We start from the raw sequence: 24,722 nt of genomic DNA on the forward strand, positions 1-24,722 counted from the left end.
TCCCTTGATTCATCGCAATCTCCATAGGGAATCTCCTAACTTATAAACGAACGTTCGTTCGTAGATGATTGGGCGCTTTCGCGTTTAAAGCTCTTCGTTTCGTCGATTGGCTAAACAGAAATTCTCTTGATAAGCATGTTCATGAATTTTTGTTTCAATGGGCCGCGCACGCCTTGCTGGTCAAGGCGTCCGGGAAAAGCGGCTGTTTGAATCGCCTTTTTAGACGATTCAATCAATTGACATACGAAAAGCTCATCGCGAATTTACAGCGCAAAACCAGACAGGGAGACAGCGGTATGCCGTATGCCATTTCGAAAGGACTCGCGCTCGCACTTGCGGCCGCTCCGTTGTTTATTGCGTGCGGCGGAGGCAAGGCCGACGATCCGGGTCCGATCAACACGCCGCAATGCTCCGGCGCGAGTTGTGGCACACAGGGCGCGCCAGCCGTTGGCGCAGGCGCCGCGCCACTGTGTCCGGCCAACGCGGACATAGTCGCGAACACGTATCTGGGCGGCGCGGGCAGCGGCGAGATCGTGAGCCTGAATATCGACGCCGTGAACATGAAGTACACGCTGAAGTGGCTCGAGTCGCCCATACCGCTCGTCACCGGCACCGTCAATCCGACGCGCAAGGGCACGACCATCGTGGGCGCTGTGGTTCATCCGCCAGCGGGGACGTTGCCGACAGCCGAGCAAACGCGCTGTGCATTCGTGCTGACGCCGGGCGGCGGCAAGGCGTCGGACGGTTCGACCTACACGACCGCCGCCGCATTCAACCAGGCGAATCCGCCGACCATCTTCGTGGGTCAAGGCGTGGCGGGCGGCGGCATTCCTGGCGCGACCGTGCAGTACAGCGGCGCGACGCTCACCGCCGATGGCGTCCATGCCATTCCCGGTTTCCCGCAGTTGTTCCCGGTGCCGAACCGGCACTTCGACTTCTATCCGTTTATTGGCTTTGCGTCCGTGAGCACGAACGTCGCGGACCTGAAGGGCACGTATAACGCACTGCTTTACCACCTGGTTCCGTCGAATAACTACTCGACCACGACCACGCAGGCACAGGAATCCTTCGATACCGCCGGCAATTGCACCGTGCCCGTACCCGCGTCGAATACATCATGCCAGACGACCGGCGGCGCATGGACGGCGAACGCAAGCGGCGCGTACTTCACCAGCGCGGTTGCGCCGCAAGTGCAAGGCAAGCGCTCGACGCCCACGCTGCCGCTCGTCGGCGCGCTCACGTTCCCGGCGGTGGCGAAGGCGAACATGGTGATCGGGAAGATCAACGGCGCGATTGTTCCGGTTGTGGTGCGCACGGGCCAGGTCTTCGTGCGGTCGCCGCTAACGCCGTTGAACACGAACGCCGCGCAAGTCGACGACGAATCCGGCATCGCCATGCTCGCACCGACTACCGCCCTGCAATCGGGCGCATTCGATGGCGGATACGTTGGCGCGGATTCGAACTTCAAGTACACGGCCGCGCTGCTGCAAGGGCCGGTTGGCTCGTTCATCAATCCATCGACGCAAAGCACCGAGACCGGCTTCGGCATGAGCTACGCGCAGCAACTGCCCGGTTTGATCGGCGTTCAGGACCAGAACGGCGGCAAGGGCGCGCTGATATCGGCTGGGGGCCTTTACGGGATATTCATTGGCGGAAGCACGGTGAACGGCGGCCCGACGTCGACATCCGTGAACGCCGATACGCCCGCGAGCCCGTATTTCGGCATCGGCGCGTTGCTGAGCAAATAAGTGGAAAACACGGCGGCCGGCGCGCGTCGGCCGCCAACGAACGAACACATGTGGATGGAGACAGCAGCATGAAATGGAAAACTCTTGGCGCGGTTGTATTGGTAGCGGGCGCGGCGCCGTTTCTGATGAGCGCGTGTGGCGGCGGCAGCGACGCGCCCGAGGCTCCGGTCGTCCGCTTGTGCCCGGCATCGCTTGATTACACGACGAGCTTCACCGGCGGCGGCGGCGACGGCGAACTCGTCAAGCTGCAACTCGATACCACCAAGCTCACGTGGCAAGTGACCTACGTCGAGTCGCCGATTCCCGCCGCGACCGGCACCGTCTCCCCGACGCGCGCGGGCACCACGCAAAGCGGCACGCTGACGATGGAAACGGGCTTGCCCACGCAAAAGCTCAACCAGTGTGCGTATCAGCTGAACGGCGCGACACTCGACCCGACGCGTCCCGCGCGCATCTTCGTGGGCGAAGGCGTGGCGGGCGGCGCGATCCCCGGCAAGCGGCTTCAGTTCAACGGCATCCTGGGGCAGGGCGTCGTGCCGGACCGCACGTTTCCGTATTACCCGTTCATTGGCTTCTCGACGCTGGAGACAAATCTCGCCAATGTGGCGGGATCGTATAACCAGCTTGGATACCACGAGGTTCCGTCGCAGAGTTATGCGCGCATTGCCGTCGATTCGAAGATCACCATCAACGCCGACGGAACCTGGCAAGAGTGCGACAACACGGGCGTGAATGCGGGCAAATGCCAGCAGGCGGGATCGAACTTCACGCCATCGCCCGATGGCAGCGGCGCATTCGTCACCAACAACCTCCTTGGACAAGGCAAGCCGACGCTCGCCGCGGGTCCGCTCGGCAAGGGCTACATGATCGTCGGCAAGCTGCGCGGCGCGAACGTGCCCATTCTGGTCCGAACAGGCACGGCGAACGCCACGATCACCGGCGGCATTCCCCCTTTCGCCGATGATGAATCCGGCATCTCCATGCTCTCGCCGCAAACGAACGTGGCGCTGGGATCGGTGAACGGCGAATACGTTGGCGTGGATAACCAGTTCAACTACCGCACAACGGCGCTGGCCGGTGCGCAGGCCACGCTCATCGATCCGTTCCAGCCTTCGCAGGTCGCGTTGTCGCGGGCGTTGAATCTCGACTACACGCAGACCGTGCAAGGGCTCGTGACCTCCGCGGTCGTCAACGCGTCCACGGGCGCGACGCCTACCGGCAAGTTCATTTTCTCTGGCGGCGTGTTCGGCTATCTCGATCAAAGCGATCCAACGACGCCGTATTTCACCATCGGCTCATTCGTGGAATGACCGTCCGGCAGCCCATCAAGAAGGGCTGCGCGTTTCACCTCGCCCCTTGCCAGTCAAGAGCGGCGTGAAGCGCGACGGCCTGTAACCGAAGAGAGACGAAATGAGAAAGTTTTTGGCTGCTGGAAAACCGCTGGCGGCAGCGGTGTTTGGGTGCGCTCTGGCTTGCGCTTCACTGACGGCGCACGCGCAAAGCGCCGGCGACAACGTTGTGGGCCTCGGCTGGTTCCACGTGATGCCACAGGATTCGAGCAGCGAGCTCACCACGCACGTGGCGCCCGTTCCGATCAACACGCCGCTGCGCCTGCCGTCGCAATTCACGTCGCCGGGTACTAGCCTTTCGACCAAAAGCGCCGATACCTTCGGCCTCGTCTTTACACACTTTTTCACCGATCACATCGCGACTACGTTTGTTGGCGGCGTGCCGCCCGAGTTCGAACTCGACGGTCACGGCACGATCCGGCCGCCGGGACCCGCGGGCGCGCTGGGAAATCAGAACCTGGACCAGACCAATCCGATTGTGAAAAGCGTGCGCCAATGGAGCCCGGCGCTGATATTCCAGTACTACTTCAACGCGCCGACCGCCGCGTTCCGGCCATTTGCCGGTATTGGCGTGTCGTACAACTTCTTCACGAACATCAAGCTCACCAACGGTTTCATCAACTCGACGCAGAACAATCTCGGCTCGGTGCTGGCCGCCGCCGCTGGCAAGCCGGGGCAGACGACGGTGGACGCGAAGGCGTCGTCGTCGTGGCAACCGGTGTTCAACATCGGCGCGACCTATAACTTCGATAAACACTGGGGACTGATTGCGTCGCTCACGTATATCCCGTTGAAGACGACCTCGTCGCTGATCATCAAGGCGGCCGACGGCACCGAGCTTGCCACGACCAAAGGCAAGCTGAACGCCGATCCGCTGATCACGTTCCTGGCGGTGTCGTACCGGTTTTGAATGGATGCGGCGTCCCGCGAATCGTCCGATGCCATTTAGACGCGATTCGGCGGGACGATTTTCCGTTGCGGCGGCGGCCCGGCAGGTTCGGACCTACTTCCCGGTCCAGCGGGCCGTGACGGCCGCGATTCGCGCGCCGAACGCTTTCGCCGTTTCAAGGTCGCCGGGCGGCGGCGCTTCGTCGGGAGATGCATCGGCGGGAGATTGAGTAAGCAAGCCCGAAAACCCGCCGATGTAGTTCAGGTCGCTGCGCGTTGCCGCCTTGGTGTTCGACGGCATCATGCCGGTGCCCGCCCAGATCATGCCGTGCTGCATGGCGAGCGTCATGAGATACGCGATAGTCGAATGCTTGTCGCCGTTCATGGTCGCCGAGTTGGTGAAGCCGGCCGCGACCTTGTCCTTCCACGATTGCGCGAACCACGGCTTGGAACTGGCGTCGGCGAATTTCTTGAAGTCGGCGGAGGGACCGCCCATGTACGTGGGCGCGCCGAAGATGATGCCGTCGGCCGCGTCGAGTTCGGCCCAGCCCGCGTCGTCCAGATCCGCAGCGGTCAGGAGGCTGGCCTCTGCGCCCGCGTCGGTGACGCCCGTCAGAACCGCTTCGGCGACTTTTTTCGTATGACCGTAGCCACTGTGATAAACGATGACGATTTTAGGCATGTCGTTCCTTCTCTGCGACGCAGTGTCGCGGGTTGAGCGGAAAGACCCAGTCTAGCAAAGCCAAATTTCACACTGAGCGCGCCGTTGCCGGCGTTTTCGATCAACGTCCATACGTGACGACGAGTTGCGCGCTGCTGAGGGTGGTCGCGCGGATTTCGTGCTCGAACATCAGTGCCGGGTTGCTTTGGCGCAGACGCAAGTCGCTGCTGTTGAGCGCGTAGACCGTGATGATGTACCTGTGGGGCTTGCCCTGCGGTGGGCATGGGCCCGCATAGCCGTCGATGTCGAAGTCATTGCGCGACTCGACTGCGCCCATCTTGCGCAAGAAGCCCGAGGCGCTCGCGTTGGACGGCAGCTTTGCCACGCTCGCCGGGATTCCAGCGACCGCCCAGTGCCACCAGCCGCGGCCGGGCGCGTCCGGATCGAAGATTGTCACCGCGAAACTTTGCGTGTTGGCGGGCGCGTTGTGCCACGAAAGTTGAGGGGAGCGATTGCCGCCCTTGCAATCGTTTTGATTGAAAACAAGGGAAAGCGGCGCACGCTGATCTGCAACGACGTCGGTGCTTGTCAACGTAAATGGAACGGATGCAACAACTTCGGCGACTGCGCCCGGCGCATTTGATACCATCGCGGCGCAGAAAAATGGAACCAGCAACGAGCGGCGGGAGATTCGGAAGCGAAAAACGCGGCAGCCAACAACACGGTACACAGCACAAACCACAAGCCCGGTCCCCAAGCGCATGGTGCGAGTTCTCCTGTCTCGGGCGCAGCCAGAACTGGCGTTTCACCCACTGTAACGATGTATTTTGTCTCAGAAATAGGCTTAATGCTGGATTCAAGTTTAACATTGCGCGAAAGGACAAAATTTTTCAAATGTTAGGCACACTACTCTGCAACGGGCATCCAGTAGACTCGGGTTTGACTGGGATTCTGATCTCAAGTCTGAAGGGATTCTGTAATAAGCGAGAGCACATGCCTATAATGCGCAAGGGGTTTATCCATTTACGAGCGAGGGGTAAATAATGGGTCAACGGATAAAAGTCATTATCGCCGATGACCATCCTGTTATTCTGTTTGGCGCTGCGCAGGCATTGCTGAAATTTCCCGAAATCGAGGTGATTGGACAGGCACGTCAATCCACGGAACTGATTCAGCTTCTGCAAAAGTCGCCATGCGATGTGGTGGTGTCGGATCTCGCCATGCCGGGCGGGCAGTACGGTGACGGCATGCCGCTCCTGGGTTATGTTGGACGGCAGTTTCCGAATGTACGCATTGTCGTATTGACCATGCTTGAAAACCCGGCGCTGCTCAAACGCTTGCGCGAAGTGGGCGTGACAGCAGTGATCAACAAGTCTGATGACCTGAGTCACATCGGTCTTGCAATCGTGCATGTGATGCGTGGCCAGGAATACATCGGGCCGTCGGTTCGGATCGCACTTGACAGCATGGGCTTGTCCGCAAGCGGCCAGCAACGCGACGTGGTGTTATCCAAACGCGAACTGGAAGTTGTGCGCTTATTTGTATCCGGCATGACAATTACCGAAATAGCCGCCCAATTGAAGCGAAGCATAAAAACAATCAGTACGCAGAAAAATACCGCCATGCGAAAACTTGGTATTGAAAGGGACTCTGAATTGTTTCAATATGCTCAAAGCAATGGATTACTCAATCTATCAGCATACGTAGGCGACGGAAATCTGGATGACGCCTTCCCGGTAGATAGTGAATAAGAATTAAATTTAATTAAAAAATGAATCCGCTTGTTGACAAAACAGGCGGATTTTTTATTTCGCTGGTAATTAAAAAATCATTGATTATTTCGCCGATGCTGTCGCGCCGCGCTGCGCCGTAAAGCACTGCGGGTGATCGCAAGAAAAGGCGCTCGGCCAAGCATTCCTATTTTGAAATTAACCGCCATGCTTCGAGACGAGGTCGCGACGGATGGGCGCAGACCGGTTTCCCGCCGTCAGCGCGCAATCCATGCGATGCGTTTAGCGGCTTATGCGCGTGTTTTGTCGAAAATGGTGCTCCGCGTCAAAATTATCTCGCGGTGTACACTATTTATCCCCCAGAAATGCTACGGCGCTTTCCATGCGTAAGGTGCTTCACCGGGCGCATCGGAGCTCGCGCCAATTCCAACAAATCCTGTTGCCAACCACGCGAGATTCAATGAGCCGCTACAAGGCGCTCGAAGCCGGCGCCACGGCTCGCGTATAGAACACATTCATCCTTTTTTCAACTTTCCCAAACGTCTCAGGCCAATCATGGACGAACAACTGAAGCTCAGCGCCCTCGCGTATCACCAGTATCCGAAGCCCGGCAAGATCTCGGTCACGCCGACCAAACCGCTGTCGAACCAGCTCGATTTGTCGCTGGCTTACTCGCCAGGCGTGGCCGCGGCGTGCATGGCCATTTTCGACGAACCGCTGGACGCCCAGAAGTACACCTCGCGCGGCAACCTGGTCGGCGTGGTGACCAACGGCACCGCGGTGCTCGGTCTCGGCAACATCGGGCCGCTTGCCGCCAAGCCCGTGATGGAAGGCAAGGGCTGCCTGTTCAAGAAGTTCGCGGGTATCGACGTGTTCGATATCGAACTGGCTGAAACCGATCCGGACAAACTCGTCGATGCGATCGCGATGCTCGAACCCACGCTCGGCGGCATCAACCTGGAAGACATCAAGGCGCCGGAATGCTTCTACATTGAGAAGAAGCTGCGCGAGCGCATGAAGATTCCGGTCTTCCATGACGACCAGCACGGCACGGCCATCATTGCATCGGCGGCGATTCTCAACGGCCTCAAGGTGGTCGGCAAGAAGCTCGACGAAGTGAAGCTCGTGTGTTCGGGCGCGGGTGCGGCGGCGATCGCCTGTCTCGATCTGCTCGTTCACCTCGGACTCAAAAAGTCGAACATCCTCGTTTGCGACTCGAAAGGCGTGATCTACGAAGGACGCGGCAACCTTGATCCATCGAAGGAACGCTACGCTGCCAACACGACGAACCGCACGCTTGCGGACGCCATCGACCAAGCCGACGTGTTCCTCGGCTGCTCGAGCGCAGGCGTCCTGAAGCCGGAAATGGTTAAGGTCATGGGCACCCAGCCGCTGATTCTCGCGCTCGCCAATCCGGAACCGGAAATCCGCCCGGAAGAAGCGAAGAAGGTGCGCCCGGACGCGATCATCGCGACTGGCCGTTCGGACTATCCGAATCAGGTCAACAACGTGTTGTGCTTTCCGTTCATCTTCCGTGGCGCGTTGGATGTTGGCGCGACCACCATCACCGAGGAGATGAAGCTCGCGTGCGTGCGCGCGATTGCGGAACTGGCCGAAGAGACAGATCAAGGCGACGAAGTCGCCAAGGCGTACGAAGGCCATTCGCTCGAATTCGGTCCGGATTATTTGATCCCGAAGCCGTTCGACCCGCGTCTGATCATCAAGATCGCGCCGGCCGTGGCGCAAGCCGCGATGGACTCGGGCGTGGCCACGCGTCCCATTCAAGATATGGACGCGTATCGGGAAGAACTGGGCACGACGGTTTATAGAACGGGCATGGTGATGCGGCCGGTGTTCGCCGCCGCAAAAGCTGCGCCGGCGCGCATTGTGTTTGCCGAAGGCGAGGACGAGCGCGTGCTGCGCGCCGCGCAATTCGTGCTGCTCGAGAAGATTGCGAAGCCGATTATTATCGGGCGGCCTGCAGTAGTGGAAATGCGGCTGCAGAAGATGGGTTCGAAGTTGAAGCCTGGCACGGACTTCGAGATCGTGAATCCGGAGGACGATCCGCGCTACCAGAAGTGCTGGCAGGAATATCACAACATTGCCGCGCGCGAAGGCGTGACGCCGGACAGTGCAAAGGCCGCGCTGCGCAAGTTCAATACGTTGATTGGCGCAATCCTGGTGCGTCTCGGCGACGCCGACGGCATGATCTGCGGCATGATCGACACGTATCACGACCATCTTAAATTTATCGAGCAAGTGCTGGGCAAGGCAGACGGCGTGCAAAACTTCGCCGCGATGAATTTGCTGATGCTGCAAAAGCGCAACCTCTTTATCAGCGATACCTACGTCAACGAGATCCCGACTCCCGAGCAACTCGCCGATATGACCATTCTGGCGGCGCGCGAAATCGAGAAGTTCGGGATTGTGCCGAAGGTCGCGCTGTTGTCGAACTCGAACTTTGGCAGCGTGCCAACGGCTTCATCGAAGCGCATGGCCGAGGCTCGCCGGCTGATTGTCGAGCGTGCGCCGGACCTGGAAGTGGATGGTGAAATGCACGGCGATGCTGCGTTGTCGGAAGTGGTGCGTAAAGCGGCAATGCCGGCTTCGACGCTGACCGGCGAGGCGAATCTGCTGATCATGCCAAACGTGGAAGCCGCGAACATCACGTACAACCTGCTCAAGATGGTGAGCGGCGAAGGCGTGACCGTCGGGCCGTTCCTGCTTGGCGCGGACAAGCCGGTGCACATTCTCACGCCGGCCGCGACCGTGCGGCGGATCATCAATATGACGGCGGTGGCGTCGGCCAATGCGCGGGTGACGGCGGGTGGCAACGAGGGGTAAGCGTTGTTGGTGACACCTTATGGCCATAAGCGCCCATGTGTACATGTAGGCTATGAGCTCTGAATTTTGAGTGTTCATGAAGAAGCGAAAAGGCGATCCGGATGTTCGGATCGCCTTTTTCGCTTTTGTAACGGGACGAGGTAAGCGTTGCACGAAGCGTGACCGATTTATTGTTAAGGAAAACTGAAAACTTTGTGTCTCTCGCCTCTTCTTTCCTCGTCATTTTTGGCATTGACAACTGGCAAGCGCTTTCAAGTTCGCATATAAGACTTGCAACAACGCATCGTTTCAATATTCGAAACGTGTATTAAGAGCGCGCCTATAAAAATCATCGACTTGTCCCAATAAACTGGATTCTGAAGCGAGTGATGAACAGGCCTGCCTGATCCGATTCATCGATTCATTACCCGCCCCACCTAAAGCCGATTAAAAATCCCCGAAGCAGGATAACTCGGTGCCGGTGAAACCTCACTGTATTTAACGCTGATTCGGGCGATGCCACGAATCGATCGCTCGTGTGCAGGCACAGCATAAACTTTGGAATCCGAAATTTATTATGAACAAGTCATTTAAATCAGTTTTGAACCGCTCTACGGGTACTTATGTGGCTGCGAGCGAAAACGTCAAGTCTAGTGGGAAACCGGCTAAGAGCAAGCTCGCCATGAAGGTGGCGTCGGCTTCGCTGGCTGTGAGCGCATCGATTGCAATGTTGTCGTCGGGGCATGCGGTGGCGGATGAGAGCGTGCCAGCGAGTGAACAACAGGCGACCATGCCAGACGATGCTACTCGCTCGAATTTGACATTGGAGGATGCGGCAACCACGCTGCCTGATGACAGTTCCTCGGCCGCGACTGCTGGAACGGGCAGGAGGCTTCTGGGTTCGTCAATGTTGGGTTCGCAACTGCTTGGCGCGACGCCGACTGGCGGATCTGTCCTTTACGATGATTCAACGAACAATACCATCACGCTGGTGGGCACCGCGGGTACAAGATTGTCCAATGTCGCCGCTGGCGTTATATCTGCGACGAGCACGGACGCCGTGAACGGGTCGCAGTTGTATCCTTTCTCGCAAAAGCTTCAAGATGTGAGCTTTGCGGTTCAAGCTGTAGGAAGCAGCACTTCCGCAAGTGGCCTTACGATGGATAGCGCAGCTACTGCAACAGGGGGAAATTCCATTGCTATTGGGGGAGGTTCACTTGCCACTCTAGGGGATGCTACTGCAATTGGAGGGGGGGCATATGGCTCCAACCAGGCGACAGCACTAGGCAGTGGTGCAAATGCTGGCGCGCCCGGCGCTACGTCGATTGGGTACGGAAGTTCCTTCGGAACCGTCGGCACCTATTCCAGTTCATTGGGTTGGATGGCAAGGGCCCAAGCTGCTAATTCGTCTGCGTTGGGCGCTACATCGACCGCGTCGGCGACCAGATCGGTCGCGCTCGGGTACGGTTCCGTCGCAAATGTCGCGAATACGGTTTCGGTCGGTACAACAAGCGCGACGCGCAAGATTGTGAATGTTACCGCGGGCGATATCTCGTCTTCGACCAGCACGGATGTCGTGAATGGCTCGCAGTTGTACGCGACGAATCAAAACGTGGATGCAAACACGACTGCCATTGCCGCAAATACGAGCGACCTCGCGACCAACACAAGCAATATCAGCACGCTAAGCACACAAATTGCCGATGCAGTGAAGTACGACAGCACAGCGCACGACACGATCACGCTTGGCGGCACGGGCGGTACGAAGATCACGAACGTAGCAGCGGGTGACATCTCGTCGGCAACTAGCACGGACGCGGTGAACGGTGCGCAGTTGTATGCGACGAATCAAAACGTAGCTGCGAACACGACTGCCATTGCCACCAACGCGAGCGACATTGCACAAAACACGACCGATATCAGCACCATCAACACGCAGGTCGGCACGCTGAACACGCAAATTGCCGGCGCAGTGAAATACGATGGCACAGCACACGATACGATCACGCTTGGCGGCACGGCCGGCACGAAGATCACGAACGTGGCAGCGGGCGATATCTCGTCGGCGACCAGCACGGACGCGGTGAACGGCTCGCAGTTGTACGCGACGAATCAAAACGTAGCTGCAAACGCGACTGCCATCGCTGCCAACACGAGCGACATTGCGACCAACGCAGCGGCTATCGCCACTAACACAACCGATATCGCGCAGAACACGAGCGACATCGGCACCATCAATACGCAAGTCGGCACGCTGAACACGCAAGTTGCCAATGCGGTGAAATACGACGACGCAACTCACGACACGATCACGCTTGCTGGCACGGCCGGCACGAAGATCACGAACGTAGCAGCGGGCGATATTTCATCGGCTACCAGCACGGATGCGGTGAACGGCTCGCAGTTGTACGCGACGAATCAGAACGTGGCCGCAAACACGACTGCCATTGCCACCAACACGAGAGACATTGCGACCAACACCACGGCTATTGCCACCAATGCGAGTAATATCGCCACCAACACAGCCGATATCGCACAAAACACGAGCGACATCAGCACCATCAATACGCAAGTTGGCACGCTGAGCACGCAAATTGCCGATGCAGTGAAGTACGACGGCACAGCGCACGACACAATCACCCTTGCCGGCACGGCCGGCACGAAGATCGCCAACGTAGCAGCGGGTGATATCTCATCGGCAACCAGCACGGATGCAGTGAACGGGTCGCAGTTGTACGCGACGAATCAGAACGTGGCCGCAAACGCAACTGCCATTGCCGCCAACACGACTGCCATTGCCACGAACACCAGCAATATCAGCACGCTGAACACGCAAATGGCCGATGCCGTCAAATACGACGACACCGAACACGGCTCGATGACGCTCGGCGGTTCGGCTGGCACGGTGATCAAGAACGTGGCTGCCGCCCAGATGACTGCGGACAGCACCGAAGCCGTGAATGGTTCGCAATTGTTCGCCGTGCAGCAAAGTGTCAGTGATCAAAGCGCCGCTATCGCGGACTCGGTCCGCTACGATTCGAGCAGCCACGACAAGATCACGCTTGGCGCTTCGGGAACTCCCGTGGTGCTGACGAACGTGAAGGCAGGGGATGTATCGGCGAGCAGTCTCGACGCCGTGAACGGTTCGCAGTTGTACGCGGTCACACAGGACGTTGCGCAAAACACCACGGACATTGCTGGCCTGACTGCTTCCATGAACGATCTGAGCGGCGGTACAACCGGCCTGGTACGTCAGGACGCAACTACCCTGGCGTTGAGCGTCGGCGCCACCACGGGCGGCAGCACAGTCAGCTTTGCGGGTCTTGACGGCGCACGCGTCCTCAGTGGCGTGGCAAACGGCGCGGTCAACAGCGCCAGTTCGGAAGCGATCAACGGCTCGCAATTGTTCCACGCATCAGCAAGGACCGCGGCAGCCCTCGGCGGAGGCGCCAGTGTGGATGCCAACGGCGGCGTAACGGCCCCTTCGTACACAGTGGGCGGCAAACAGGTCAGCGACGTGGGCTCCGCCGTCAGCAACCTCGATGACCGTGTCACGCAAAACAGCGCGGACATAGCGAGCGTGAAAGGCGGCCTCGCCGATGTATCGAAGACTGCCGCGAATGCTGTGGCCTACGATTCAGCCGACCACAACAAGGTCACGCTTGGCGGAACGGACGCAAGCGCCGCCGTCCAGATGACCAACGTGGCTGCAGGCGACCTTTCGGCGACGAGCACTGACGCCGTCAACGGCAGCCAGCTTGGAGCGACGAATGCACGCGTTGCGGCAACGGAATCGGCGATTGCCAACTTCGAAGCGGCGGGCGTGACAGGATTGGCGGGAACAGGGGACGGCTCGGCCGCCATGGGTACGAACTCAAACGCTTCAGGCACCAACTCGACAGCAGCCGGTGCGAATTCCAATGCCTCGGGTGACGATTCCACTGCAACGGGTGCTTACGCCACGGCTTCCGGCAACAATGCCACGGCAGCCGGCGCACATTCGAGGGCCTCGGGCGACGGCTCCGCAGCGTTTGGCGGCAATGCAGCAGCCTCTGGAATCAATGCCATCGCGATTGGCGGCAACTCGCAGGCGTCGGGCAATGGCTCCGCGGCGCTTGGCGGCAACAGCAGTGCGACGGCCGATAACTCGGTGGCGCTGGGAGCGAACTCGGTTGCCGATGAAGCCAATACCGTGTCGGTCGGATCGGCTGGCAACGAACGCCGCGTGACAAACGTTGCGCCGGGCGTGAACGGTACGGACGCGACTAACGTGAACCAGTTGAATGCGTTGCGTAATGATGTGAATTCGAGCATGACGTCGTTGCAACGCGCTGCGTTTGGTGGCGTCGCGGCAGCCATGGCGATGCCGAACCTGATGCCCAGTTCGCCGGGCAAAACGGTAGTCGGCGCAGGTGTAGCCAACTACAAGGGCTATAACGCGATTGCTGCCGGCGCCACGTATAGAACCGAAAACAACCGCTGGTTGGTGAACGGCGCGGTATCGGTCACGCAGGGCGGTGACACCGGCGTACGGGCGCAAGTAGGCTACGAATTCTAAAGTCCGCTGTTGCATGAAGTGAACGGGGTAATTCCGACTTGGGAATTACCCCTTTTTTCTGACAGCACTTCAAATCTGTATGTCATACGGGACTTTGCTTTAAGAGTAGACCTATCAATATTCCCGTTAAGTCCGAATAGAATAGGTTTTGAAGCAAGATTGTGACAAAGCGAGACGCACATGCGTTGTGCGTCGTCTTGCTGCTCCGCTATCGGTCAGATGTTGGCTATCCATTTCTTGCTGGATTGGCATTCCCATTCTGTGCGGATATGCGCGATAGCCAAATTAGGTGCGGTTTCCAAAATATGTTGAATCCGCTGAAATTCACAAAGACTGATAAATATATTAGGAATACGTATCAATCATGAAAAGGCAATTTAAATCGTTATTAAATCAGACGACGGTCAAATCTGACGCAGTTGGTGAAAAGACAAGTGTCGGTTTCAAGTTGTTTGAGAGCAAACGCAGCATTCCTCTCGCTGCACCCGTAAAGACTTCGCGCACAACCGCTTTGCGTTTCTGGTCGTTATCATGAGGCAGGCTGAAATGAATAATCACCGGTCTTGTGTTGCGCAGCGGAGTTTCGCTGAATCACGCACTCGCATGCCGCAACGAAAAGCACTGTCTGCTCAATTAGTGGCAACAGCGCTCAGCGGTTTGATTCTGGCTACAGGCTCGGGCGCTGCTTCAGCAACGACTGTAGGGTCAGCGAGTTTCCTCACGCCGGAAAAGGCGCTCGACATGGCGCTTAACGGGGTGGAGGGTAAGCACACAGTCAACGGCATCATTCAGGTTGGCAAGCCAGTTTCACTCAACGGCGACGCGTTGCTTTATGACCCCACTCAAAAACAGAAGTGGTCTTCGCAGCAGAATATAGTTGAAGGTGCGCCTGGTTCGCGGCTCTCGGACATTCTTCAAAAAGCCGAAACCATGATTGGGGTTCCCTATTCATGGGGCGGCAATACACCGGAGCAGGGACTCGATTGCAGCGGTTTTGTGCGCTACGTGTATCAAAAGGCCACGGGTATATTGTTGCCGCGCGTTTCGTCGCAGATCAGCCGTCAAGGTGTAGCGGTCTCGCAGACGGATTTGCATCCGGGCGATCTCGTGTTTTTCAACACGACTCGCGGCACGGCAACACACGTGGGCATTTATGTCGGCGAAAATCAATTCATTCATGCGCCGAAAAAGGGTGCATTCGTTCGAATTGAATCGATGAAAAGCGCCTATTGGACCCGGCGATATTACGGGGCGCGCCGAGTTGCTTGATAGCTGAACGTAATGGCTGAGCGGATTGTTTCAATGAAAACGCCCAGTGAAACTTCACTGGGCGTTTTGCCGTGTACCGCAGAAAACCGCTTAAGCTACTTGCCGGGTTTCATCGCCGGTCGTCGAACGCCAACGGGACAGCAAAGCGTTCCACTTAACACGTGCTGCGCTCACGTTGTTGTCTTTCACATGACCGTAACCGCGCATGGAATCCGGAAGACTTGCGAGTTCAATCGCCAGTGGCAACTTATCGAGTGTCAACCCGCTGATCAGTTCTTTCACCAGTGCTTCGTAATCCGCGATCAACCCCCGCTCCATTTTCCGTTCCTCGGTCTTGCCGAAAATATCCAGCGATGTACCCCGCAAGAACTTCATCTTCGCCAGAACCTTCATTGCGGATAAAACCCACGGGCCATATTGCTTCTTGATGAGATGGCCGTGCGCGTCTTTCTTCGAGAACATCGGCGGCGCAAGATGGAAGTTGATCTTCCAGTCGCCTTCGAAGCTGCTCTTCAACCGTTCCACAAACGCAGGATCGGCATAAAGGCGTGCGACTTCATACTCGTCCTTGTACGCCATCAGCTTGTGCAGGTTTTTCGCGACGGCTTCAGTCAGCGCATATTGGCCATCGAGCACGCCGAGCGACGCTTCCGCCACGCGAACTTCGGCCACCAGCCGGCCATAACGCGAGGCGTACGCCTCGTTTTGATAATCGGCGAGATAAGCGATGCGCTTTTCGATCAACGCGTCCAGCGCCTTCGGCGTATGCAGCGCGATGATCTTGCTGCTGCCTTGCGCACTCGATGAAGCGCCGCGATTCTGTCCCTTCACCAGGCGTTCAAGACCATCAAGGTCATGCGCCGCGTGACGTCCCCATTCGAACGCCGCCAGATTCTTCTCGACTTGCACCGCGTTGAGTTCAATTGCACGAACCAGCGATTCGTGGCGCAAAGGAACCCATCCGCGCTGCCATGCGAAGCCAAGCACAAAGGGATTCGTGTAAATGGCATCGCCGAGAAGGGCTACGGCGAAACGGTTTGCATCGACGAGCGCGACGTGTTCGCCCGCAGCCGTGCGGATATCGGCTTCCGCGCTTGCGCCCGGGAAACGCCAGTTCGGGTTCTTGATGAACTCGGCTGTCGGCGTTTCGGCGCTGTTCACGACCACACGCGTATGACCCGGTTGCATGCGCGAACCACATTCATCGCTGGCAGTGACGATCGGATCGCAACCGATCACCAAGTCGGCTTCGCCCATTGCGATGCGCGTGGCGTGGATATCGCCAGGCAGGTTTGCGATCTGCACGTGGCTCATCACGGCGCCGCCTTTTTGCGCGAGGCCGGTGACGTCGAGCACAGTCACGCCTTTTTGCTCCAGATGCGCCGCCATGCCAAGCAGCGCGCCAATGGTCACAACGCCCGTTCCGCCGACGCCCGTGACCAGCACGCCGTAGGGACGATCGATGTCAGGAAGCGCAGGCGTGGGTACGGGCGGCATGGCGTCGCCGGAAATGCTCGATACCTTCGGCTTCTTCAGTTGGCCGCCTTCCACCGTGACAAAGCTCGGGCAGAATCCGTTCACGCATGAGTAGTCCTTGTTGCAGGTCGACTGGTTGATCTGGCGCTTGGTGCCGTATTCGGTATCGAGCGGCTCGACCGACAGGCAGTTCGACTTCACCGAACAATCGCCGCAGCCTTCGCACACGGCTTCATTGATGACCACGCGCTTCGCCGGATCGGGATAAGCGCCGCGTTTCCTGCGGCGACGCTTTTCCGTCGCGCACGTCTGGTCGTAGATAAGGATTGTGGTGCCCGCGATTTCCCTCAGTTCGCGTTGAACATCGTCGAGTTTTTCGCGGTGATAAACCGGGATGCCCGGCGCGAGGCCGACGTTCGCGTCGTACTTTTCGGGTTCATCGGTGACGATCACGATTTTCTTCGCGCCTTCTGCCGCGAGCTGATGCGTGATTTGCGGCACGGTCAGCACGCCATCCACGGGCTGGCCGCCGGTCATTGCGACGGCATCGTTGTAAAGCAGCTTGTACGTGATGTTGGTCTTCGACGCGATCGCCGCGCGGATCGCCAGAAGCCCGGAGTGGAAGTACGTGCCATCGCCGAGATTGGCGAATACGTGCTGGTCGTTGGTGAACGGCGCTTGCCCAATCCACGCCACGCCCTCTCCGCCCATCTGGCTGAACGTGCTCGTGCTGCGGTCCATCCAGACGGTCATGTAATGGCAACCGATACCCGCCAGCGCGCGCGATCCTTCAGGCACGTTGGTCGATGTATTGTGCGGACAGCCCGAGCAGAACCACGGCTTGCGCTCGGCCTCGACGCGCGGCCGCGCCAGCGCGCGCTCCTTCGCTTCGATCACCGCAATCCGCGTCGCGATGCGCGCGCGCACTTCGGGCGGCAGGTCGAACTTGTCGAGCCGCGTGGCAATCGCCTTCGCGATAATCGCCGGCGACAACTCGTAATGCGCCGGCAATAGCCAGTTGCCCATCGGCACGGACCATTCGCCGCCGGCGCCGTCTTTCTCATCGAATTTCCCGAAGACGCGCGGGCGTTGTGCGTCGGGCCAGTTGTAGAGTTCTTCCTTGATCGCGTATTCGAGGATCTGGCGTTTTTCTTCGACGACCAGAATTTCTTCCAGCCCGTGGGCGAACGCGTGCGCGCCTTGTGCTTCGAGCGGCCACACGCAGCCCACCTTGTACAAACGCACGCCGATGCGCGCGCAGGTTTCATCGTCGAGACCGAGGTCCGATAAAGCCTGACGGACATCCAGATACGCCTTGCCCGCTGTCATGATCCCGAAGCGAGCGTTCGGCGATTCGATTTCGATACGGTCCAGTTTGTTCGCGCGCACGTAGGCGAGCGCCGCGTACCACTTGTAGTCGAGGAGCCGCGCTTCCTGAACCAGTGGCGGATCGGGCCAGCGGATATTGAGGCCGCCATCGGGCATCGCGAAATCGGTCGGCAACACGATCTCCACGCGATTCGGATCGATATCCACGGAAGCCGACGATTCCACCACGTCGGTCACGCATTTCATCGCGACCCAGAGGCCGGAGTATCGGCTCATTGCCCAGCCGTGCAGCCCGAAGTCCAGGTATTCCTGAACATTCGATGGAAACAGCACCGGCAATCCGCACGCCTTGAAAATGTGTTCGGACTGATGCGCGAGCGTGGACGATTTGGCGGCGTGGTCGTCGCCGGCGAGCACAAGAACGCCGCCTTTCGCCGATGAACCCGCCGAGTTTCCGTGCTTGAACACGTCGCCGGTTCTGTCGACGCCGGGTCCCTTGCCGTACCACATCGAGAACACGCCATCATATTTGGCGCTGGGATACAGATTCACCTGCTGCGAACCCCAGACGGCGGTCGCCGCGAGGTCTTCGTTCACGCCCGGCTGGAACACGATCTCGTGCGACGCGAGGTGCTTTTTCGCTTTCCACAAATGCTGGTCGAGTGCGCCGAGCGGGGAACCGCGATAGCCGGAAATAAACCCGGCGGTGTTCAGGCCGGCGGCGTGATCGCGCTGTTGTTGCAGCATGGGCAACCGGACGAGCGCCTGGATTCCGCTCATGTAAGCACGGCCGCGTTCGAGGGTGTATTTGTCGTCGAGGGTGACGGTGGTGAGCGCGGCCTCAAGCTTGGCTTGTTGTTCCGCGTCTAGTGGGGCATTCATTGCAGGTCTCTCCGCCAACGTTTGGGATCGCCAAAACTCTTGGGCTTTAGCGTCTTGTGAACGCGGCAGCCGGGATTTTAAGTGTGCCTGTTTTGCATTTTTGACAGCACTGGTAATAACCCGCTGAAAAGAAACTTTACGATCGTTCGCGTGTTACGAGGTGTAAAAACGCCCGAGTTTTATTTCATTGGGGAACCGCTCGTGGCCTGAGTATTCAAATCCCGCGACCGATGCGCGTTCAGGCGGCCAACGGTCGAGAGACACATTGATGCACGCAGTTGAAGGAGGAAGCAGTGAAACAACGATACATCCAGAATTTCCTGATGGTCTCAGCCGCATTTTTCGCGATCAATGCGCCCGTTCGCGTGGGCGCGCCGGCTGGGTCCGAAGGCTTGAAAACCGGGGCGGCGCGCGTGGCCCAGGTTCGGGTAGAGCAGGTTTCCGATAATCAGAACGTGGAAAAGAAAGACGAGACCTGAAATCTCCGCGCTGAACCAAAAATGCCGGCGATCACAGTGATCGCCGGCATTTTTTTTTCGATTCGCTTCTTTCAGTTGACCGTGGTGTCCTTCACCACGCCGCGTCGAATCTGATCGAGTTCAATTGATTCGAACAACGCCTTGAAATTGCCTTCGCCGAATCCCTGATTGCCCTTGCGCTGGATGATCTCGAAAAAGATCGGGCCAATCTGATTCTCCGTGAAGATCTGCAGCAGGATTTCGTCGCGAACACCGTCGATCAGAATCTTGCGTTTTTTCAGTTCCGCCACCGATTCGCCATGATTCGGCACACGCCGGTCGACAAGTTCGTAGTATGTATCGATGGTATCCAGAAGCGAGATCCGCGCGCCGCGCAAGGCGTCCACTGTCGCGTAGATATTGTTGGTCCCGAGCGCGATGTGCTGAATCCCTTCACCGCGATACGCATCGAGATATTCCTGAATCTGTCCAGATGTGTCGGACCCTTCCTCGTTGATTGGAATGCGAATCTTGCCGCACGGCGAACTCATCGCCTTCGACTTCACGGCCGTGACCTTGCCTTCTATATCGAAATAACGCGCTTCGCGGAAATTGAAGAGGCGCTCGTAGAATTCGGCCCACTCGATCATTCGCCCGCGATGCACGTTGTGCGTCAAATGGTCGATGTACGTCAAACCGTGGCCGGCAGGATTTTGATCGGCGCCGGGAATCGGTTCGAAATCGACGTCGTAAATGCTGATGTCGCCGATGCTTCCCGGCTGCGCCCCGTTCTTGCCACGCCAGCGGTCCACGAAGTAGATCAGCGAATCGCCGATTCCCTTGATCGCGGGAATGTTGAGTTCCATCGGGCCGGTTTTGTTGTCGAAGCCCCAGGCGCCCAGGTCGAGCGCGCGTTTGTAGGCTTTGGCAGCATCGGCGACGCGAAACGCAATGGCGCAAATCGATGGTCCATGCAAACGCGCAAAGCGCTGCGCGAAAGAGTCCGGTTCGGCGTTCACCAGGAAGTTGATTTCGCCTTGCCGGTACAAAGTCACGTCCTTGTGCCGATGCCGCGCAATGGCGGTGAATCCCATCTGTTCGAACAGTTTGCCGAGCGCGACCGGATCTGGCGCCGTGTATTCGATGAATTCGAAGCCATCCGTGCCAACGGGATTTTCCCAAGTTGCTGCCTGCATGCTTTGTCTCCCTGAACCGATGATTATTGGGACAAAGTTTAACGAGAGCCGTCTGGCGGATACTTGCGAATCAAATCGCGCGTGGCTACGATTACGCACGTTTATAGCGTTAAATAATGCCTTAGAGGCAGAAAATGGCTCGAATAGAACTCGATGCGATCGATCGGAAGATTCTCGCGATTCTTCAGGTCAACGGCCGGCTCTCGAATCAGGACCTCGCGGATCAGGTGAGTTTGTCGCCGAGTCCATGCCTTCGGCGCATTCGGCGGCTGGAGGAGGCGGGCGTGATACGCGGTTATGTCGCGTTGCTGGAGCCGCGGCTGCTTGGGCTCGGGCTGCTTGCTTACGTCAATGTGCGGCTGGAAAAGCGCGGCGGAACGGTCGCCTCGGCGGGGATGAAACATCCCCCTACGCACGCAGACCGGTTCCGCGAAGCGTTGTTGACGTGGCCAGAAGTTGTTGCGTGCGACGCCATGACCGGCGATACAGACTATCTATTGCGTGTCCAAGTGGAGGACATGGAGCATTTTTCGCGCTTTGTGCAGGACCAACTGCTGCACCATCCATCGGTTATCGATGTAAAGAGCAGCTTCTCGCTCGAGCGCATCAAGGAGACGACAGCCTTGCCCATCCGATAAACAGATTAACGGATGCTCAAGACGCAAAAAAGGCGGCTTTCGCCGCCTTTCGTGCTTTTGCGCATGCTTGCTGATGAGAACCGAAACTTAGGCCGCGTCGGCAGTAGGCATGAACGCCTGAAACATTTGCGATGCCCGGCGCGCTTGGCGCTTGATCGCGTAATCGAAGACTGCCGCCTGCTCCTGCATCATCTCCGCGATGATGCTGCTCTGGTCAGCAGGCGTGAGCGACAAATAAGCATCGGCTTCGCCGTACGCATATTCGATCTTCATGCCCGACTTCTTCGCTATGTGCATCATGGTCGAGTTACGTGACAAACAATGCATGTAGAGCATTGAAACGTGCGTGTTGCGGCTGCGAATGGCGGCGCGTTCGAACAAGCGGCTGCCCACACCTCGGCCGCGTGCGCTTTCCAGCACCGACACGCCGAATTCGGCGGTGCGCTTGTCGCCTTCGGCTGGCAGATAAGCCAGATGACCTACGCCAACGAGGCTCAGCGTTTCGTCGAACACGCCGAATACCGTATCGCGCGAAAAGTCGATGTTCGCCACGTAGTTTTCGATCACGCGGTCCGGCACGATCTGACCAAAGCGCAGCAGACGGTCGTCTTCGTCAAGTGCCAGGAAGTGGGTGAGCAGGCGCTCGCGATCAGCGGAGGACAGCTCACGAACGAGAACAGGCGTACGACCGGCAACCGTGCGCGAGCGATCGGCTGATGCAAAGATCGAGGCGGCGGGGCGGTTGAAAGATATGTTCACGATGATGGCTCCTTGAATCGTCAAGCGACATGCTGCGTCGCAAATCGAATTTTAGCTGAACCATCGTTTATATACTAGGGAAAACCCGTAATTCACTGTGGAGTATGGCGTCTAAAACATGTGGACGTTCGCGATAAGCTGTTTAAAAACAATAGCTTATAGTGTGTTGTAAAAATCGGACGGACGTGCGGGAACAATGGTGGTGCAGCGCATCATTTCATAGTGTCGCCATTCATTCCGTGTTCGATGACATCCACGACCTGTTCCGCAAATTCCGGATAACCCAGCTTGCCATCTGGCTTCAGCCACGTGAAAGTCCAGTTGATCATGCCGAATACCATCATGGTGAGCGCGGTCTGGTTTTCCTTGGTCGCACGTTTCGGATAAGCGCGCGCAAGCTGGCGTGCAAATGCGGCGACTATTCCGCGCTGCCGCTCCAGCACGATTTCACGCTGCGTATCTTCGAGATATTTCACGTCGTTGAGCAGCGCAACGTGCCGGCTGTGCGATGTTTCGTATTCGGCGAGAAACGCGCGAATGAGTTCGGCAAACGCCTCGCGCTCGGTCAACCCGCGCCGCTGGCTGGCGCCTTCCACTTCCGCGATGATCAACATCAGCCGCTTGGTATAGCGATCGAGCAGATCGAAGAGAATGGCTTCCTTGCTCGCGTAATAGTGGTAAAGGCGCGCTTTGGACGTGCCGCTGGCAGCGGCGAGATCGGCCATCGATGTGCTCGGGTAGCTCGTCTGCGCGAATTTGGCGGCGGCGAGTTCGAGGATCTGCTCGCGTTGTGTGTCGTGGTCGGGCGCTCTGGTACGGGCCATTGAGTCTCGGAGAAGTGCTGGGGTCGAACGGAATTCTAATGCTTGAGCGACCCTTTCCGGCTAGCCGGTCCTACGGCTAACGCACGGCGCGGCGCAGTTTCGCGTCCGCAATTCTTGTGGGATCGCCGCGGATTTCCAGCTTGCCGGCGGCTACAAGCTCGCGGCATCGCCAGAGCGCGATGGAATCGCTGACCAGAAAGCCGAAGCTTCGGCCCATCACGTCGCCCGCAAGCTGGCGCGATCCGATCCAGCCAGCGCTCGCAATCTGGAGGATGGTTTCGTCGATATCGGAATAGCTGCCGGAGATAAACGTGTTGTCGCGCCAACGTCGCGTCTCGCTATTGATCTGCTTCACTTCCTGCCATTCCAGTGCGAGCCGGCTGATGCGCAACACGGAGATGGGCGCGGCCGTCGGCAGTTTTGCGCCGAGTTCCGCCGCCGTGAACATGCCGACAGCCGTCGCGCCGTCAGCGCGGCCGCGCCGGCGTTGCGTGCCGTCGTCGGCGGTGATCAACGGCAGATCGTCGGCGGAAAGTTTCGCTTCGTTCAGGCGCTGCGGCACGTTGCGCAAGGTGTAGGCAACACGCCGCAACATCAATTGGTCGCTCGCGCTTTGGCCGTGCCAGACCACGACTTGGCCCGTGCCTTGAGCCAGTTCGCGCAAGAGCGCGTCCTGTTCCCTGAGCTTTGAAATGAAATCGACTTTATGCTCGTCAAGCACTTGCTGCCAGAAGAGGGCGCGTGTTTCCGGATTGTCGTCGATACCCCTCAACTGGCCGACCGCAAGATCGTCCTTCAAAGGAATGACGCGCTCATTGCGTGAGGCCGCATTCAGCGCTTCGCGCAGTATCTCGGCGGCGTGGTCGCCGTTGGTAACGTGAAGGGTGCTCATCAGTAGCGGTGACCGCAAACGTAAGAAGGCCGGCTATTGCGTGATCGACGCGAGCGACGTGATTACGTAATCGACGTGGCGATAACTTAACAACAGACGACCCCTAGTGTAAGCGAATTGAATCAGTGCAATCCGCCAACCGCTTGCTCAACGTTCGTCATAGCTCACAACTACGCGATCCGAAACAGGATGGCACTGGCACGTCAGCACAAAACCGGCATCGATTTCATGTTGCTCGAGTGTGAAATTCTTCTCCATGCGCACTTCGCCTTCCAGCACTTTCGCGCGGCAGGTGCAGCAGACGCCGCCTTTGCATGCGTAGGGTAGCGCAAGACCCGCCTTCAATCCGACGTCGAGCACGCTCACGCCTTGATAGGGCAGGCGCAGCTTGCGCTTCTTTCCATCGATGACCAGTTCCAGATCCGCCGCCGGCGTGTCTTCCGTAATCTCGATCTGCGGCACGCCGGCTTGCGGCAAAGGCGTTCCAAAGCGCTCAACGTGAACCTGGTTTGGTGGCACGCCTGCGCTTTTCAGGGCGGCTTCGGCGGCGTCCATCATCGGGGCGGGGCCGCAAATGAAGGCTTCATCGATTTCATTTGCGGGAACGAGCGCTTCCAGGAAAGCCGCGCATTTGTCCTGATTCAGCACGCCGTTGAATAGTTCGACGTCCTGCAAATCGTCCGATAAAACGTGATACAGCGAGAACCGGCTCATGAAACGGTTCTTCAGGTCTTCCAGTTCCTCGGCGAACATGATCGCGTCGACGCTGCGGTTCCCGTAGATCAGCGTGAAACGGCTGGTCGGCTCGGTTTCCAATGTCGTCTTGATGATCGCGAGCACCGGCGTGATGCCCGAGCCGCCGGAAAACGCCACGTAGTGCTTCACGTGATCCGCGTTCAGATGCGTGAAGAAGCGTCCATCGGGCGTCATGACTTCGATTTCATGACCGGGCTTGAGCGTGTCGAAAGCGAAATTCGAGAAGCGCCCGCCGCGCACGCGCTTGATGCCGATACGCAATTCGCCGTCGCGATCGTAGTCCGTCACGCCTACGCAAATAGAGTACGACCGGCGCGTTTCTTCACCGTCTATGTGCGTCTTCAACGTGACGAACTGGCCTTGCGTGAAGCGAAACGCGTCGCGCAGTTTTTCGGGGACGTCGAAGGAAACGGTGACGGCGTCCGCGGTTTCGGGACGAACGTCGCGGATGCGCAGCAAATGGAATTGCGGAGTCGCCATGGTCGG

At 58.3% G+C, this 24,722-nt stretch carries 17 protein-coding genes and 1 pseudogene; 10 read left to right on the top strand and 8 right to left on the bottom strand.

Translation table 11 applies throughout. The features are described 5' to 3' along the window. The first annotated feature begins 296 nt into the window (after positions 1–296). From AWB64_RS23110 to AWB64_RS23120, 3 genes are all read left to right on the top strand, one after another. Positions 297–1,748 (top strand): DUF2957 domain-containing protein, encoded by a 1,452-nt coding sequence (locus AWB64_RS23110; RefSeq protein ID WP_060857763.1) that lies wholly within the window; start codon positions 297–299, stop codon positions 1,746–1,748. Positions 1,749–1,816: 68 nt separating this feature from the next. Next, positions 1,817–3,058: a DUF2957 domain-containing protein gene (locus tag AWB64_RS23115; protein WP_060857764.1), complete on the top strand. Its 1,242-nt coding sequence runs from the start codon at positions 1,817–1,819 to the stop codon at positions 3,056–3,058. A gap of 100 nt (positions 3,059–3,158) precedes the next feature. Then, complete coding sequence (locus AWB64_RS23120; protein ID WP_060857765.1) at positions 3,159–4,007, top strand: OmpW/AlkL family protein; 849 nt, start codon at positions 3,159–3,161, stop codon at positions 4,005–4,007. Positions 4,008–4,100: 93 nt separating this feature from the next. Here the strand turns inward: AWB64_RS23120 and AWB64_RS23125 are convergent, their stop codons facing one another. After that, positions 4,101–4,667 (bottom strand): flavodoxin family protein, encoded by a 567-nt coding sequence (locus AWB64_RS23125; protein ID WP_060857766.1) that lies wholly within the window; start codon positions 4,665–4,667, stop codon positions 4,101–4,103. Positions 4,668–4,767: 100 nt separating this feature from the next. Next, entirely contained in the window at positions 4,768–5,295 is a 528-nt protein-coding gene (locus AWB64_RS23130; protein WP_082850604.1) for a YbhB/YbcL family Raf kinase inhibitor-like protein, read from the bottom strand. Positions 5,296–5,689: 394 nt separating this feature from the next. Between AWB64_RS23130 and AWB64_RS23135 the strand changes: the two genes are divergently transcribed. From AWB64_RS23135 to AWB64_RS23150, 5 genes and pseudogenes are all read left to right on the top strand, one after another. Then, complete coding sequence (locus tag AWB64_RS23135) at positions 5,690–6,397, top strand: response regulator (protein ID WP_060857767.1); 708 nt, start codon at positions 5,690–5,692, stop codon at positions 6,395–6,397. Positions 6,398–6,931: 534 nt separating this feature from the next. Beyond that, complete coding sequence (locus AWB64_RS23140; RefSeq protein WP_060857768.1) at positions 6,932–9,220, top strand: NADP-dependent malic enzyme; 2,289 nt, start codon at positions 6,932–6,934, stop codon at positions 9,218–9,220. Between the two features lie 556 nt (positions 9,221–9,776). Further along, positions 9,777–10,298, top strand: a pseudogene (locus tag AWB64_RS32750) (ESPR domain-containing protein); the annotation flags it as partial. A 282-nt stretch (positions 10,299–10,580) separates the two neighbouring features. Then, positions 10,581–13,757, top strand: coding sequence for a YadA-like family protein (locus AWB64_RS23145; protein ID WP_244164169.1), 3,177 nt, complete (start codon positions 10,581–10,583; stop codon positions 13,755–13,757). Positions 13,758–14,360: 603 nt separating this feature from the next. Beyond that, positions 14,361–15,026, top strand: a complete 666-nt coding sequence (locus AWB64_RS23150; protein WP_157766686.1) for a C40 family peptidase — start codon at positions 14,361–14,363, stop codon at positions 15,024–15,026. Positions 15,027–15,116: 90 nt separating this feature from the next. On the opposite strand, the gene AWB64_RS23155 is transcribed toward AWB64_RS23150, so the two are convergent. After that, positions 15,117–18,713, bottom strand: a complete 3,597-nt coding sequence (locus tag AWB64_RS23155; protein WP_060857771.1) for an indolepyruvate ferredoxin oxidoreductase family protein — start codon at positions 18,711–18,713, stop codon at positions 15,117–15,119. A 293-nt stretch (positions 18,714–19,006) separates the two neighbouring features. Here AWB64_RS23155 and AWB64_RS23160 point away from each other — a divergent pair, with 293 nt between their 5' ends. Continuing rightward, on the top strand, positions 19,007–19,192 hold the full coding sequence (locus tag AWB64_RS23160; protein ID WP_060857772.1) for a hypothetical protein: 186 nt from the start codon (positions 19,007–19,009) through the stop codon (positions 19,190–19,192). A 71-nt stretch (positions 19,193–19,263) separates the two neighbouring features. Here the strand turns inward: AWB64_RS23160 and hppD are convergent, their stop codons facing one another. Further along, complete coding sequence (gene hppD / locus AWB64_RS23165) at positions 19,264–20,367, bottom strand: 4-hydroxyphenylpyruvate dioxygenase (protein ID WP_060857773.1); 1,104 nt, start codon at positions 20,365–20,367, stop codon at positions 19,264–19,266. Positions 20,368–20,501: 134 nt separating this feature from the next. Between hppD and AWB64_RS23170 the strand changes: the two genes are divergently transcribed. Beyond that, positions 20,502–21,005, top strand: coding sequence for an Lrp/AsnC family transcriptional regulator (locus tag AWB64_RS23170; protein ID WP_060857774.1), 504 nt, complete (start codon positions 20,502–20,504; stop codon positions 21,003–21,005). Positions 21,006–21,092: 87 nt separating this feature from the next. On the opposite strand, the gene AWB64_RS23175 is transcribed toward AWB64_RS23170, so the two are convergent. From AWB64_RS23175 to paaE, 4 genes are all read right to left on the bottom strand, one after another. After that, positions 21,093–21,731 carry a GNAT family N-acetyltransferase gene (locus AWB64_RS23175; RefSeq protein ID WP_060857800.1) on the bottom strand — a complete coding sequence of 213 codons (639 nt, stop codon included), beginning with the start codon at positions 21,729–21,731 and terminating at the stop codon, positions 21,093–21,095. A gap of 245 nt (positions 21,732–21,976) precedes the next feature. Continuing rightward, positions 21,977–22,588 (bottom strand): TetR/AcrR family transcriptional regulator, encoded by a 612-nt coding sequence (locus AWB64_RS23180; RefSeq protein WP_060857775.1) that lies wholly within the window; start codon positions 22,586–22,588, stop codon positions 21,977–21,979. Positions 22,589–22,664: 76 nt separating this feature from the next. Beyond that, the gene (locus AWB64_RS23185) at positions 22,665–23,480 is read right to left on the bottom strand and encodes a DUF1835 domain-containing protein (RefSeq protein WP_060857776.1); all 816 of its coding nucleotides are present in this window, start codon (positions 23,478–23,480) and stop codon (positions 22,665–22,667) included. Between the two features lie 147 nt (positions 23,481–23,627). After that, positions 23,628–24,716, bottom strand: coding sequence for a 1,2-phenylacetyl-CoA epoxidase subunit PaaE (gene paaE / locus AWB64_RS23190; protein ID WP_060857777.1), 1,089 nt, complete (start codon positions 24,714–24,716; stop codon positions 23,628–23,630). Positions 24,717–24,722: the final 6 nt, after the last annotated feature.

It is taken from the genome of Caballeronia sordidicola, from assembly GCF_001544455.2.
GTDB classification, from domain to species: Bacteria; Pseudomonadota; Gammaproteobacteria; order Burkholderiales; family Burkholderiaceae; genus Caballeronia; species Caballeronia sordidicola.